Source organism: Reichenbachiella sp. MALMAid0571 (genome assembly GCF_040151475.1).
In the GTDB taxonomy this organism is placed as follows: Bacteria; Bacteroidota; Bacteroidia; order Cytophagales; family Cyclobacteriaceae; genus CAXBNB01.
The window spans coordinates 180,508-195,483 of the sequence record NZ_JBDKWG010000147.1; the positions used below are offsets into that span (position 1 = coordinate 180,508).

The 14,976-nt window shown below is 37.7% G+C and carries 9 protein-coding genes; 4 read left to right on the forward strand and 5 right to left on the reverse strand.

Annotation, left to right across the window (positions count from 1 at the left end; genetic code table 11):
* Positions 1-80: 80 nt before the first annotated feature.
* Positions 81-2,954 carry a M16 family metallopeptidase gene (locus AAOP42_RS20045; protein WP_349530367.1) on the reverse strand — a complete coding sequence of 958 codons (2,874 nt, stop codon included), beginning with the start codon at positions 2,952-2,954 and terminating at the stop codon, positions 81-83.
* Positions 2,955-3,176: 222 nt separating this feature from the next.
* On the opposite strand from AAOP42_RS20045, the gene AAOP42_RS20050 reads away from it, so the two are divergent.
* The 3 genes from AAOP42_RS20050 (at position 3,177) to AAOP42_RS20060 (ending at position 4,974) form a co-directional block, all read left to right on the forward strand.
* A complete protein-coding gene (locus AAOP42_RS20050) occupies positions 3,177-3,527 on the forward strand; it encodes a transmembrane 220 family protein (RefSeq protein WP_349530368.1) in 351 nt (116 codons plus the stop codon).
* Between the two features lie 155 nt (positions 3,528-3,682).
* A complete protein-coding gene (locus AAOP42_RS20055; RefSeq protein ID WP_349530369.1) occupies positions 3,683-4,201 on the forward strand; it encodes a hotdog fold domain-containing protein in 519 nt (172 codons plus the stop codon).
* Positions 4,202-4,359: 158 nt separating this feature from the next.
* Positions 4,360-4,974, forward strand: a complete 615-nt coding sequence (locus AAOP42_RS20060; RefSeq protein ID WP_349530370.1) for a carboxypeptidase-like regulatory domain-containing protein — start codon at positions 4,360-4,362, stop codon at positions 4,972-4,974.
* A 27-nt stretch (positions 4,975-5,001) separates the two neighbouring features.
* On the opposite strand, the gene AAOP42_RS20065 is transcribed toward AAOP42_RS20060, so the two are convergent.
* The 3 genes from AAOP42_RS20065 to AAOP42_RS20075 form a co-directional block, all read right to left on the reverse strand.
* Positions 5,002-6,324 carry a YihY/virulence factor BrkB family protein gene (locus AAOP42_RS20065; RefSeq protein WP_349530371.1) on the reverse strand — a complete coding sequence of 441 codons (1,323 nt, stop codon included), beginning with the start codon at positions 6,322-6,324 and terminating at the stop codon, positions 5,002-5,004.
* A 3-nt stretch (positions 6,325-6,327) separates the two neighbouring features.
* Positions 6,328-7,233, reverse strand: coding sequence for a Ppx/GppA phosphatase family protein (locus AAOP42_RS20070; RefSeq protein ID WP_349530372.1), 906 nt, complete (start codon positions 7,231-7,233; stop codon positions 6,328-6,330).
* Between the two features lie 76 nt (positions 7,234-7,309).
* Positions 7,310-9,709 carry a M1 family aminopeptidase gene (locus AAOP42_RS20075; RefSeq protein ID WP_349530373.1) on the reverse strand — a complete coding sequence of 800 codons (2,400 nt, stop codon included), beginning with the start codon at positions 9,707-9,709 and terminating at the stop codon, positions 7,310-7,312.
* A 413-nt stretch (positions 9,710-10,122) separates the two neighbouring features.
* Here AAOP42_RS20075 and AAOP42_RS20080 point away from each other — a divergent pair, with 413 nt between their 5' ends.
* A complete protein-coding gene (locus AAOP42_RS20080; RefSeq protein WP_349530374.1) occupies positions 10,123-13,065 on the forward strand; it encodes a glycosyltransferase family 117 protein in 2,943 nt (980 codons plus the stop codon).
* A 93-nt stretch (positions 13,066-13,158) separates the two neighbouring features.
* Here AAOP42_RS20080 and AAOP42_RS20085 read toward each other — a convergent pair whose 3' ends face one another.
* Positions 13,159-14,292 (reverse strand): Fic family protein, encoded by a 1,134-nt coding sequence (locus tag AAOP42_RS20085; RefSeq protein WP_349530375.1) that lies wholly within the window; start codon positions 14,290-14,292, stop codon positions 13,159-13,161.
* Positions 14,293-14,976: the final 684 nt, after the last annotated feature.

The following is a 14,976-nucleotide window of genomic DNA, read 5'->3' on the forward strand; positions in this document are numbered from 1 at the left end:
AACCTGATGAAATAAATTCATCAGGTTTCTATTTTATTTTTATCAGGCACTCCAAGAGTGTCACTTCTAAAAGCAAATAATTATTTACTCACATTTTCTAAAATCGGTATTTCAACTTCTTTAGCCTCTTTATCGATCAATTTAATTTCATCAAATCCGGTGTTTTTAAATCTTTCGAATTGCGTTGCGGCATCTCCTACCACAAAGTAAATCATCTTATCCGGTGTAATATACTTTTCTGCTAGTGCTCTATGCTCATCCAAGGTCATCATTTTTACCACTTCCTGTTGTTTAGTAATGTAATCCGAAGAGAAATTGTATGCACTCATGGTTCGCATCATCCCAAGCAATGCCCCATAAGTTTCGAAAGCACGGGCATTAGATTTTATCAAGGCATTTTTTGTGAAATCTAAATCTTCCTGGCTTATGCCATTTCGATACTTTTCCATCTCTTCCTTAAATATCTGAACAGATTCGAAAGTGGCGTTGGTTCTTACGCTGGAAGAAGCGGTAAACGGACCTACAATAGTACTTCCTTCAAAGTCCGTTCTAGCACCATAGGTATAACCTTTTTCTTCTCTTAAAATCAGGTTTACATTGCCACTAAACGAACCTCCTAGCTTGTAGTTCATTACCGTAGCAGCATAATAATCATCATCTGTTCTCTTTTTTGCAAGATAACCTATGTTGATCACCGATTGCTTCGAATTGGGAATGTCTAGAAAATACAAAGAAGCATTTTCCGGTTGAGGGGCAATTTCATACTCAGGAATTGTAACATCTTTGGGTTTCCACCTTTCATTAATACTGGATAAAGATGACATCACGGTCTCTTTATTCACAGCACCCACAATATGAAATCTGGCTACAGTTGGTGAATAATATTTATCATAATATTCTTTTAAATCATCTATGGTCAAAGCGGCAACAGATTCCTCTGTACCTGCACCGGGATAAGAGAAAATGTGCTCAGGACCGTACAATAATTTATTAAACACCTGACCGGCTACTACATTTGGGTTGGCTGCATTTCTTTTTATACCATTGATTGTTCTGGTTTTGATACGTTCAAACTCTTCCAAATCCCATCTTGGCTCCAACAAAATTTCTTCTACCAGTGCCAGAGTCTTTTCATAGTTTCTCGCAAGGGTGTTAGCAGATATGGTAATACTTTCACTACTGGTGTACATGCTAATATTAGCACCCAGTAACTCGATTTCTTCTTCCAACTCTTCTGGAGTCTTATTTTTAGTACCTTCACTCATGATGTCAGTCATTAGATTGGACACACCATTTTTGTCAAAAGAATCAAGTAAATGACCTCCTCTTAGCACAATGTTGAACTGCACCAGAGGCACTTCCGATTGCTCCATACCATATACTACCATGCCATTACTTAACTTATCTTCCCATGGAACAGGCACATTCACAATAGGGTCAGCTCCTTTTACCGGCTCTACAGAACGATCTATTTCAGAAGGTGTTTTTTTAATTTCTTCGGGTTGAACATCAGCCACTGCTTGTTCCTTGTTTTCGGTTATCTCTTCCTCCACAACTTCAGCTTTCTCAGAATTTGCTGCTGCCAAATCAAGGCTTCCTTTTGGTACAAAACTGGTAATAACATAAGGTTTGTCCTTGATGTATTTATTATAAACATTCATTACATCTTCTTTTGACACTGCCAAAATGTTTTCTATATCCTGAGTGATAAATCCGGGATCTCCCCTGAAAACATTGTAGTTTGCCAATTGGAAAGACTTATTCAATACACTACTGATCCCATTGTACACATCTGTTTCCAAACTGGCTTTCACCCTTTCAATGTCCTTGTCAGTAATGCCTTCTTCTTCAAATTTTTTAAAGGCTTCCAAAACGGCATTTTCTATGTCAGTCAGATTTTTGCCTTCATTGGCGGTAATGCTCACTCTAAATTTACCTGCCACCTCCAGCACTCTGGAATAAGCAACCGTGTTTGATGTCAACTCTTTTTCTTTCACTAAAACCTTATAAAGTGGAGCCTTTTTTCCCTGCGATAAAAGCTGTCCTAAAAATTGAAGAGCATATTGGTCTTTATGAGATTCATTCACTGTAGGCCATACCATGTTTAGTTGTGCTGCTCTTGCAAAATTATCTTCGTGATACAGTCTTACTGTTTTATCAAGGGTTACATTCTGGATTTCAAGAGGAGGAACTTCAGGCCCTCTCTTTATTTCCCCAAAATACTTCTCAATCAAAGCCTTTGCTTCCTGAGTATCAAAATCTCCGGCGAGTACCAGAGTGGCATTATTCGGCCCGTAAAACTTCCTGTAAAATTCTTTTACATCTTCCACAGTAGCGTTTTGCAAATCCACCAATTCGCCTATTACCTGCCAGTTGTATGGATGTCCTTTTGGAAAAATGTTTTTGTCTATTACATAACTTGTATGTCCATAAGGATTGTTATCAACCCTCTGTCTTTTCTCATTTTGAACCACTTCCTGCTGATTGGCAAATGCTGTTTCTGTCACCGTATTGATCAGAAACCCCATCCTGTCGGATTCCAGCCACATCACCATTTCCAATGCGTTTTTTGGTACTACTTCGTAGTACACAGTACCATCCTGCCAGGTACCGCCATTGAGTGTGCCTCCGGCATCTTGTATCTTTTTGAAGAATTGATCTTGTGCCACGTTTTCAGACTCCTGAAAAAGCATGTGCTCAAATAAGTGGGCAAAACCTGTTCTGCCTTCTACTTCCCTATTGGAACCTACATGGTACAAAATGGCTGTAGAAATAATAGGATCTGAATCGTCTTTGTGCAAAATAACCTGCAATCCATTTTCTAAAGTGTATTTTTCAAAATCAATTGAAAGCTTGCCTTGCTCCTTCTTTGCATTTTGTTCTCCACAAGACAGAACAAAAGCAAACAGACCAACAAGCAGAACTGCCTTTATAACATTGTGAGTAGTTTTCATACGTTAATTTTTTTCAAAAATTCAGGGATTAATATGTTTTAAGTAAAAATAACAAGAGAGAACCACATAAAATATTTTTTTACATAAATGGTCTTTCCGTTGGGTTAAGGGAGTGAATGAATTTTCATTTGTGCTTAATATTGAGCCTTAATCAATATTAAGGGTCTTTTTTTAAGAACCCACTATTATAAATTCATATGGTTTTTTATACCTTTACATACTATGAAAATCATCAATATATTCTTCGCTATACTATTTCTTTTATTCGTTGGGGTTCAATATAATGACCCTGATCCATTGCTTTGGATGTTCATTTATGGGGTTGCCGCTGCTCTGTTTATTTTGGCTGTAATGAACATTCGACCAAAAAAAGTAATATTGGGTGTCATCGTAGTAGGTGCACTTTACAGCCTTACCTATATACCCGGAGTATATGATTGGTTTACCATCGGCCAGCCAGGGGAAATAGTTGCATCTATGAAAGTTGATAAAATGTATGTGGAAGAAAGCCGGGAGTTTTTTGGACTTTGGATTGCTCTTGGAGCACTGATCTTTTTGTATAAAAAATCCTGACACCTGTTTTTCTTCGCAGAAATCATCTTCACCTCTGTCCCAAAGTCAATATTGCTTGTATCACCTACCAGAGCAATTGGTCTGTTTCATACTTGTGCATTTTTTCCAAGATGAGAATAAATACTTAAATTGACAGTTCAACAAAAGCCCAACAAATGACTACTGCAATAGAACAAAGAAGCATACTCACTATTGAGCAAATGGAATTCAGGCAGAAAATGCTCAATCCAATGAGTTTCTGGTTGTTTACATTGATGAACGTACCTGCAGGCTGGATAGCAGGTATGAGGCTGAGAGAACTTGACACATCCAAAGCTGTAACCTCCATACCATTCAAATTTCTTAATAAAAACCCTTTCAAGTCTATTTATTTTGCGGTACAAAGCATGGCAGCCGAACTTTCTACAGCTGCATTGGTACTGCTCCACATTCAGGGACAAAAACCATCTATCGCATACATTATTGTTGACTTAAAAGCTTCATTTACCAAGAAGGCAACCGGACGAACTTACTTCACCTGTGAAGGTGGTGACGAAGTACAGCAAGCCATGGAACAATGCGTCGCTACAGGTGAGCCTACTGTTGTACACTTGAAAACCACAGGAAAGATGAAAGATGGAACTGTAGTATCAGAATTTACCTTTAGCTGGTCTATGAAACAGAGGAGTAGATAAGGGTTTGTTCATGTTGACGGGTTTTAAGGAAAAAGATGGGTAAAAAAACACATATCTCAATCCAACAACCCTGCACTCAAAAATTTGAATCTTTTCAAAAAACTGAAACAGGTGGTTATTGTCAAAACTGCAAAAAAGAAGTCTTTGATTTTTCGAAGATGAGTGAACGAGAACTGTTCAACTACTTCAACAAACCCGTAACAAAAATATGTGGAAAATTTCATTCCAATCAGCTTGGATATCTTAAGAATCCTGCCTCAGTTGTAAAAAATGGAATCCCTAAAACAATGGCAGCAACAGTTATGTTAAGTTTAGCTGTTTTCAGTGATTCGAATGCCCAAAAACCAAAAGTTAATCAGAATACTACAGTTGAAAACAGACCCATAGCTCTTACCCCGGTAGAGAGCAATGCCGCCAATGAAAGTGAATATACAATAACGGGCAAAATTTTGGATGAAAGCAATGTCGAAGGGCTAGGAGGAGTTACTGTTAATATTAAAAACACTCGAAATGGAGTACTATCAGACCTTAATGGATACTTCTCTTTAAAATGTACATCTAAAAACAGTTCAGTTGTTACATTACAATTTTCTTTTATCGGGTTTGTAACAGAAGAGCGAACCGTTGAATTGTCAGGCAATGAAATTCAACTTGGAGAAATCAAAATGACAGAAGACAATGTTATGCTATTAGGAGAGGTTTGTATTATCAATGAAACCAAATCCAAGGGATTCTGGCTTAAGTTGAAAAATATTTTCAACTCGAATAAATAAAAGGACTAAAACCTCTTCTTACCACCATTACAAATCCTTCACCAAGACATTGGCAGAAGAGCTTTTAATCTCTTCCAAAATCTGATCGACCGTCTTATCAATTTTGGACATTATCTCATTTTGATGTGCACAAATGCTGTTCAGCCCATCTTTATCCAGTTTGCTAAAGACGTACTCTATAGTGATCTTGTGTATATCTATTGCAGGGAGGTAAACATCAACTTCCTTCTGATTTACCTTACTTCTAAGCAATACACCAGCATGCACCAGATCATTCATCACATCCGCAACAAACCGATATGGAATTTGAAGGGCATCAGATACTTCCACTTTTGTCAAAGGGATTTCTCCGTTTTCAAAGTTTTTTACTATCAAAGACATTACCAAAAGCACGGTTTTTCGTTTCCGCTCATAGCTCAATTCCATATTGGAATCGTCCGGAATATACCTGTCCACATTTTGATGGGCGTAAGAGATTTCACCTCCAATAAAAACTATTGTCCAACTGATCTGAGTGAAAATCAGAAACAAAGGGAGTGCAGCAAAACTACCGTAAATGGCGTTGTAGTTGGATACACCTATTTGAAATGTAATAAAACCCCATTGTGTAAGCTGAAAAACAGTACCTGCAATAACTCCGGCAATCATTGCTGATTTAAACTTAACCCTTGTATTGGGCATGATCATATAAACCAGGGTAAATAATATCCAAATCACGAAGTACGGAGAAATATTCAGAAAGAAAATCACGATAGGTTCTATAAATCCCAGCACTTCTATTTCTTCAGATATTTCTGCTATTTGAGTTCGAATGAAAACAGTAAGACTGTTAGAAACGAACAACAAAATAGGAGCAAACACCACAATACCGAAGTAATCGGTAAATTTTCTAACCCATGATCTGGGTTGTTTTATGTGCCATATTGTGTTAAATGCTACTTCGATATTATTAAGCAATCGCATTACTACATATATCAATATAACAATACCTATACCTGCTATTAATCCTCCTTTGGCATTGTCCAGCATATTTTGAGCATATACAAAGGACTGCTCCAAAATCTCCTCTTGCCCCTTAAAAAACTTTCCCAATTCCCCTTTTAAATCCTTACCAAACCCAAATCCTTTTGATATACCAAAAATAGTAGCAATAACTGGTACGATTGACAAGGTGGAGAAGTAGGTCAATGCAGATGCCTGAATAAATACTTTGTCTTTGGCGATTTCTTTACCTGTGATGATGAAAATTTTAATCCATCGGTAGAGTCTTGCTTTATAACCCTGAATGCCTTTGGTTTTCCAAATATCTATGGCCAGAAACTGTAGTATCTTCTTAACAGGTATTTTCACTACTTATGAGTTTTTGATTAAGAAACGCCCTTTTTGATATCTATTCTTTTCATAAAGGTAATTCATGATCCCATCCTTCAGCCCAACATCGGGTACTAAAATTTTATTGGCATCAGCCTTTTTCATTACATTCAAATAAATATCCGAAGCAGGAATGATTACATCGGCACGGTCAGCATTCAATTGAAGTTTGTACATCCTTTCTTCCAGAGGAAGCTCCTTCAGCATCGCTCTGGTGGCTTTTAGCTGTTTAATAGACATCTGTTTGTCGGCAATGCCTACAGCCAATTCGTACAGTTTGTTGATGTTTCCTCCGGTACCAATAGCTGTAATATGATAATCACTATTGCTTGTATAAGAATCAATCCAATCGTACAATGCCTGCCAGGCGGCTTCTTTACTTTTCAGTGCCAGCTTTCGCACTGTTCCTATTGGAAATGACCTTGCAGCAACTTTTATTTTGTTTTTGTAAAGGTTGAGTTCAGTACTACCACCACCCACATCAATATGTAAATAATCCCCTTCATCCAACTGAAACGCAATTACTCTGTTAATCATTTCCGCTTCTTCTTCTCCCGAAATGATATTTATTTTCAACCCTGATTCTTCATATATTTTTTGCACCAGTTCTCCCCCATTTTCCGCTTCTCTTACAGCGGAAGTAGCACAAGCATAATACTCATCTACTTCGTAAAGGTCTATCATGATTTTAAAGGCCTTCATCAGTTCAATAAACTGACCAGTCTTTACCTCTCCAATTTTTTGCAGGCTAAATACATCTCCCCCAAGCCTCAAAGGAAACCGAATATATTGAAGCCTTTTGAAGGTTGTGTTGTCTCCATAGCTGATCACGTTGGTTATCTGTAACCTTACAGCATTTGATCCTATATCTATTGCAGCTAGCTTCATCTGTCTGATTATTGTATCCTACCTTTGTACAATATATAAATAATTTTAAGAAGAGGTAGAATTGTAAATGTAATTCTTATAAGTCCTTGTAGATTTCCAACAACCTTTCATCGGTTTCAGTAGTTTTTATTTGAGCCAAAAGTTGTTCTACACCTTTTACATCAGAAAGTAACATCAACCCCTGATATGCAGAAAGCCTCACAATATAGTTGGGGTGGCCTGAAGCCAATTTGCCAAAAGTATCCACTGCCATCTTTCGTTCTTCCTCTGGTGCTTTCAGCAGCATTTCTGAAAAGTACTGAATAAAGTAAAAAAGTTCATTGCCTGAAAAAATGCTCATTTTGTCAGCATACCAATTATAATCAGGGTATTCCTCTTGCGCACTGAAATAACCAACAAGCGAAATAATTACATTGATATTGTTTTCCTTTTTAAACCCTTCAATCAAATCATCCGCAATCTTCTGCTTGGAATCAGCAATGAATTGAATAGCACTTCCTACCACATAGTAAGAAGAATCATTTAATGCTTCGTATAATCTGGATGAATACTTATCGGGATTTGCAGAGGTCAAAATAGAAAGTACCTCTGCCCTTACATAGGGGTTTTCGTCATCCAGCATAGCAACAAGCTGTGCTTCATATTTTTTTTGTTTAACCACCTTCGAAGCGATATGACCTAAGGCTATCAATCGAATGTCAAAAAATGAATCCCGTAATCCTTTCTCAACCAGTTCGTGTTGCAAAGACCCACTTTTAAAACCCGCCACTTTCATCATGGCTTCCTTTCTTGCTTCATAACCTGGCGCATATTCATATTGGAATGTCAACTCTTTATCCGATTTATCATGATTTATTTGAGCAAGCAATTGATTCTCAGGATCGAAGAGCACCAATTGCGGTGCTTCACTCATTGGAAACTTATAGGTTTCCGTTTCTTCTTCAATAATCAATGGGAAACGCTGTTTTTCCCCAGACATCCAAACATCTACAAATACCGGAAGCTTAAACAGATGTGTTTCCTCGTTTTGAGATTGAGTGATATCAAAGTACAATGTATCGTTCTGATATTTGTGGGCAATGTCCAAAGTTGGATGTCCTGCAAGCATAAACCACTGATCAAAAAACCAGTTGAGATCCTCACCCGTCACCATTTCGAAAGCTAATCTGAGGTCATTTATTTCTACCGTCTGAAAAGCATTTTGATTCAAATACAAATTCAAAGCCGTGAAAAAAGCTTCATCCCCAACGTAGTTTCTAAGCATGTGCAACACCCAGCCACCCTTGTTGTAAGAATGCCTGTCAAACATGTCTTCTCTGGAATCATAATAGTACCTGATTAATGATTTGGGACTATCATTGGCCTCATCAAAATAGCTTTCTTTAGACACAGAAAAATTATAATCCGCTTCATCCTGTCCATACTTGTATTCATTCCACAGGTATTCCGAATAATTAGCAAATCCTTCATTGAGCGTTAGATTAGACCATGACTCGGTGGTCACTAGGTCACCAAACCACTGGTGAAACAACTCATGAGCTATAATGTCGTCCCATCGCCTGTCCAGCAACTCTCTTCTATTGGACTGAACTGCTTCCATAAATACTGATGCAGTGGTATTTTCCATCGCTCCTGACACAAAATCCCTTACTACAACCTGGGCATATTTTTGCCAGGGGAAATTAATTCCAAGCAGTTCGGAAAAATATGTCATCATCTCGGGCGTATTGCCAAAAATATCTTTGGCGTACGGTGCATATTCTTTTTCCACCAGATAAGTCAAGGGAACTCCCTGCCATTCATCCTCAATTGCTGCAAAGTCACCGACTGCCATCATAAACAAGTACGGTGCATGTGGCAAATCCATCTCCCAATAATCTGTTCGGGTATTGTCATTATTTTTTACAGATTCTACTAATACGCCATTTGACAGGGTCTTGAATTTATCCTCAACAGTAATGTACATTTCCTGCGTACATTTTTCATTTGGAGAGTCAATCGTAGGAAACCATGCTGAATTGGATTCTGTCTCTCCTTGTGTCCATATCTGTTGAGGCTTGTTTTTCTCTTCGTTGAGAGGATTAATGAAATAAAGTCCCTTGTCTGATTTTATAGCATCACTACCTCCGGGTTTTCGTTCATTTGGTTTAGCCAAATAATCAATCTTCACACTTAAAGTATCTTCTCTTGTGTATTCTTTTCCCAGATCAATGGTTAATTGATCTTCTGAGTAATCGAATCTTAAAGCAGATTCGGTGGAGCCATTTAGGATACTCACTGAGTTGATGTTCATTCCTTTGGCATCCAAAACCACATCTGATTGAGGAAAGAAATAAGGAGTAAAATCCAAGGTAGCAACTCCATGCAAATGCTGCTTTTTCCAATCAAAGGACACTTCCAATTTGGTATGGATCAAATCTATATACCTAGTACGGGATGCCCTGTATTCTGTACTTGCTTCATCTTGTGCCTCCATCTTTTGGAGGATACACATCAAGCAAAATACGGAAATTAATATTCTAAAATTCTTCAAAGGATTCTCACATTTTTCAACCAAACAAAAAAACAAGGCGCAAATATATTATATAAACGAGTATAACAGATATACTTGTATATCTACAATATACAAGGTTACTATCTAGCTATCTAAGTTTAGAGTTGGTGTTGAAAATAATCAACTGTCAATGGTCGATAGTCAACAGCCAATGACTGATTCTTTTGCCCTTGTTGGTCTCCTGACTGACAAAGACTAGGAGGTCGGCCTTCAAGAATATATTCTCAATAATAGTCTTGCATTTTACACGTTTTTCAACAAACCAAATAAAAACAGGTGAATTCCCTGTAATTGACCATTAATTACTAATTTCGCCTGTTAAATTTCCCGTATATATGTCTGATTTCAATAAGATTAACAATATAACAGGATGGCTTCTTTTTGTGCTATCCACAACAGTATATGCCCTAACAGTAGAACCCACTGCCAGCTATTGGGATTGTGGTGAATTCATCTCTGTTTCCTACAAACTGGAAGTACCTCATCCCCCCGGTGCTCCTTTGTTCCTGCTTATTGGCCGATTATTTTCTTTTCTGGCTTTTGGCGATACCCAGGAGGTGGCCTACTGGATCAACATGCTCAGTGTGGTGAGTAGTGGGTTCACGATACTGTTTTTATTTTGGTCAATCACTCATTTGGCTAAGAAAATGATTCCTGAAGAAGGTGAATGGGCAAATTTACTGGTAATAGGGAGTGGCGCAATAGGTGCCCTTGTTTACACCTTTTCTGACTCATTTTGGTTCTCTGCTGTGGAAGCAGAAGTTTATGGAATGTCGTCCTTTTTTACCGCATTTGTAGTTTGGGCAATGTTGAAATGGGAAAACATTGATGACTCAGGCAGACAAAACAGGTGGATGATTTTGATTGCTTATATGATAGGATTGTCCATAGGCGTCCATTTGCTGAATCTGGTAACACTTCCTGCGCTGGGATTAATCTATTATTTTAAAAAACGAGATACTCCTTCATTGAAAGGAATAGTTACCACTCTGATTGTAAGCGGAATAATCATTCTTTTGATCATGGAAGCAATCATTCCTGGCATACCAAGTTTTGCAGGAAAAATGGAAGTATTCCTGGTCAATAACATCGGGCTTCCATTTGGCTCGGGGGTTGTGATCTTAATATTAGCTATACTGGGAGGTCTGATATATGGTATTTACTATTCTATTAAGGAGCAAAAAGCAGCTTTAAACACAGTTTTGTTGTGCTTTGCTTTTATTCTGATCGGATACTCATCTTATTCACTGGTATTGATTCGATCAAATTACAATCCTCCAATCGACGAAAATAACCCTGAAAGCCTGCTAAGCTTTGTGTCGTACCTGAAAAGAGAGCAGTACGGTAGCCGACCTCTACTAAGTGGACAGCTTTATACCGCTGAGGTGGTAGATCAAACCAAAGGAGAGCCTGTTTATAGAAAAGGAAAAGACGAATACGAAATTGCCGATTATAAAATGGATTACATCTATGATCCGCAACAAACTTCTATATTACCACGTGCCTGGAGCAATGCTCCCGCTCATGTCCAAAAATACAGGCAAATATTAGGATTGAAACAAGGTGAAAAACCAAGCTTTGGTGACAATTTATACTTCATGTTTAAGCATCAGTTGGGTACGATGTATTTCCGCTATTTTATGTGGAATTTTTCGGGCAGGGAGTCTGACATACAAGGAGCAGACTGGATGGGAATCCCTGCGGCATTGAAAAATGTACCTCAGGCACTCAAAGAAAACAAAGGAAGAAATGCCTTTTTTATGATCCCACTTATCCTTGGGCTGATTGGTATGTTCTTTCAATACTACAAAGACCCATACAATTTCTTTTTTGTCGCCATGCTGTTTTTCCTTACAGGAGCGGCTATAGTATTGTACCTGAACTCCCCTCCGGTAGAACCACGCGAAAGAGACTATATATATGCCGGATCCTATTATGCTTTCGCTTTTTGGGTAGGCATGGCGGTGATTGGTCTTTACAGAGGCATAAGTATGGTAGTGAAAAACAACATGGCAGCAGTGGCTATAGCCATTCTGTTGTGCCTTCCTGCACCTGCTCTGATGGCATCAGAAGGATGGGACGACCATGACAGATCAGACAGGTATTTTTCTGTAGATTCAGCCAAAAACTTTCTTGCCTCTTGTGCGCCCAATGCCATCATTTTTACAGGTGGAGATAACGATACTTTCCCTCTGTGGTATGTACAGGAAGTGGAAGGATTCAGAACAGATGTCAGGGTGATTGTATTAAGTTACTTCAATACCGACTGGTACATAGAGCAGATGATGCGAGATGCTTATGAATCCAAACCTCTCCCGTTTGGCCTGACCAAAGAACACTATATTCAGGGAGGGCCAAATGATTATTTGCCTCTCATCGAGCGAGAAAATATCAAAGGAGCAATGAGCACCGTTCAATTCCTGAAATTGATAAAAGAGGATCATCCGGCATTGAAAATTAAAGCTTCTTTCTCAAGTTACAATTCTGTACCGTCCAAGACTTTCTATCTGAATGTAGATACTACTGCACTTCTGGCAAAAAATATAATACCTGAAACCAAAAAAGATTTGTTGACCGATAAGATGGTCTGGACTTTGAAAGGAAGGGCTTTGGAGAAAAAAGACCTTGCCATTCTGGATTTGATAGTGAACAACAACTGGGAGCGGCCTATTTACTTCAACAATACTTCACTAGCCGGGGTAAATCTCAACATCAGACAATACATGGTTCAGGAAGGAATGGCCTTCAGGCTTTTGCCTTTAGAAAACCCTGACCCGTCAGAATTGCTGATCGATACAGATAAGATGTATGACAATGTGATGAACAATTTTTACTGGAGAGAATTAGATAATCCCGATGTGTATTATTCTGAAGATTACAGAAATTTTGTTCTCAACCACAGGGCAGCATTCAATACTCTGGCAGAAGCACTATTACAAGAAGGAAAAACAGAAAAAGCCAAAGAAGTGATACTTATGTCTCTGGAAAGGATTCCGGATGAATCTATCAGGTACGATCATTTCAGCGTACAACAAATAGGAATGCTACTTGCTTTTGGAGAAGACGACAAAGCCAAAACAATGGCTGAGGTGATGGCTCAAAGAGCTGATGAAATGCTCACGTATTTGTTTGACAACAATATAGCAGATCAATACGAACTGCAAAGAAACCTGATTCAGTTGAGTGAAATTGCAAGGGCATTTAAAGCATCTAACAACGATGAGCTCGCTTCTAAATATGAACAGTTATTCAGAAAACACTATGATGTAGCAGGTTAAGAAAGAGGCATTCAAGATGCCTCTTGAAATTTCAATTTTTAACCGAATTAAAATCTTGAAACCATTTTACGTTCAAAATAAGTTACACATCGGTTAGCCCTCGTTGCTAAATATGTTGATGTAATCTCTGAAATAGTAAATTTTTCCTCTTTTACCTCCTGTGACTTCATGGATAATTTTCCGGTTTTCTAATTCTTCTAATAGTTTATACACTGAAGGCAGGGATAAATTAGTGGTTTTCTTTGCTTTTTGAGCATCAGTTATTGGATGTTGGTAGAGCTGCTTTACGATAATGTTGGCATTTGCAGACCTACTACCTAAACTTTGAAGTTTAGTTTCTATCTCTTGTTGAAGCTTCATGATTTTATCAAAAGTACTGATACTGTTTTTTGCTGTTTCTATCACCCCAACCAGAAAAAATTTAAACCATTGGTTTATATCGTTTTTTTCTCTTACCCTCATCAAATTATCATAGTAAAGCGTTCTGTTTCTTTCAAAAAAATCTGATAGATACAAAATCGGTTTTTTCAATATCCCTTTTTCAACAAGATAGAGTGTTATCATCAAGCGCCCCACTCGTCCATTCCCATCCAAAAATGGGTGTATTGTTTCGAATTGATAATGTATCAATGCAATCTTCAGTAGTTCTGGAAAATACACTTCTTCACTATGAGCTAGTTTTTCAAGATCGCTCATGTATTCATCTATTGTAGAATGTATCGGAGGAATGAATGTAGCATCTATAATACTTGCACCCCCAATCCAATTTTGACTGGTTCTAAATTCTCCTGGTAATTTATGTTTTCCTCTTACTCCCGAAAGTAAAATTTTATGAGTTTGTTTTATCAAACGGGAAGAAAACGGCAAGTCTTCAAGTTTACTGATTGCTTGATTTAATGCGGAAATATAATTTTGCACTTCTTCCCAATCATCACGCTTTTCCTCTGAGATATCTTCCTTATCAAGCAATGCTTCTTCAATATTTGTCTTAGTTCCTTCAATTTTACTGGATTGAGTAGCCTCTTTTAGTACATGCATACTAATAAACAAGTCTATGTTTGGGATATATTCAGAGTACATATCCAATCTACCCAATTGTCTGTCTGCCTGGCTAAGAAGGTTGAGTAATTCCATATTCTCAATTTTCCATTGCCTATGGATTTTCTCTGGCTGAAAGCTCTTATATGTTCCTTGGTTGATTAGCTTACCTGATGTGAATGTTATCATTTTGCTGTTCCTGTTGATTAAAGTTTAATCAAAGGTAGTTATTAATTAAGAAATAATGAAAAAACTTAATTAATAGAATCGTTAATTAAGAAATATTGAATTAGGTTAATTAGCAAAGCTTGCCAGTAAAGGTTAATACTGAATAGAGCCTGTCTATAAAGTACCATCCATGCTTTACTAAGCTTTTAAAGATTGGTAAAGCTGTTAAAACAGTAAGCTTTAAGAATCCTGAAAGGCTTCTCAAAGCACATTATAGACAGACTCTAAATAAGCCCCTCCTCAAAAACACTTTCGGTCAGGAGTAATTGATTTTGTTTTGTCCAGAGGAAAATTATTTTCCAGGGTTTATTGTATTTCATATTCTTTCACCACTGAAGTGATTAGAATCGTCATAACCTAAAAACTACCTGCTTTATACTACTCATATTACAGTAAATTTCACTTACTGTCCAGTCAAATTAAAACAAAACTGCCTAACCGGAGATTTGCCGGGGAGAGAAGTATAAGCTTTAATTAACTACTAAAACCCACATTACATTTAGCCATTGTTGAACGAACCTCCTTCGTCGGAAGCCCTTCGGGGAATGCCAAAGAACTTCTAACTTCGGAGTTCACAAAATAAGAATTGAAGTTATGAAAAAAAAGTAAAACAATCATTGAAAAAGCATGTGAACAAGTACCTAA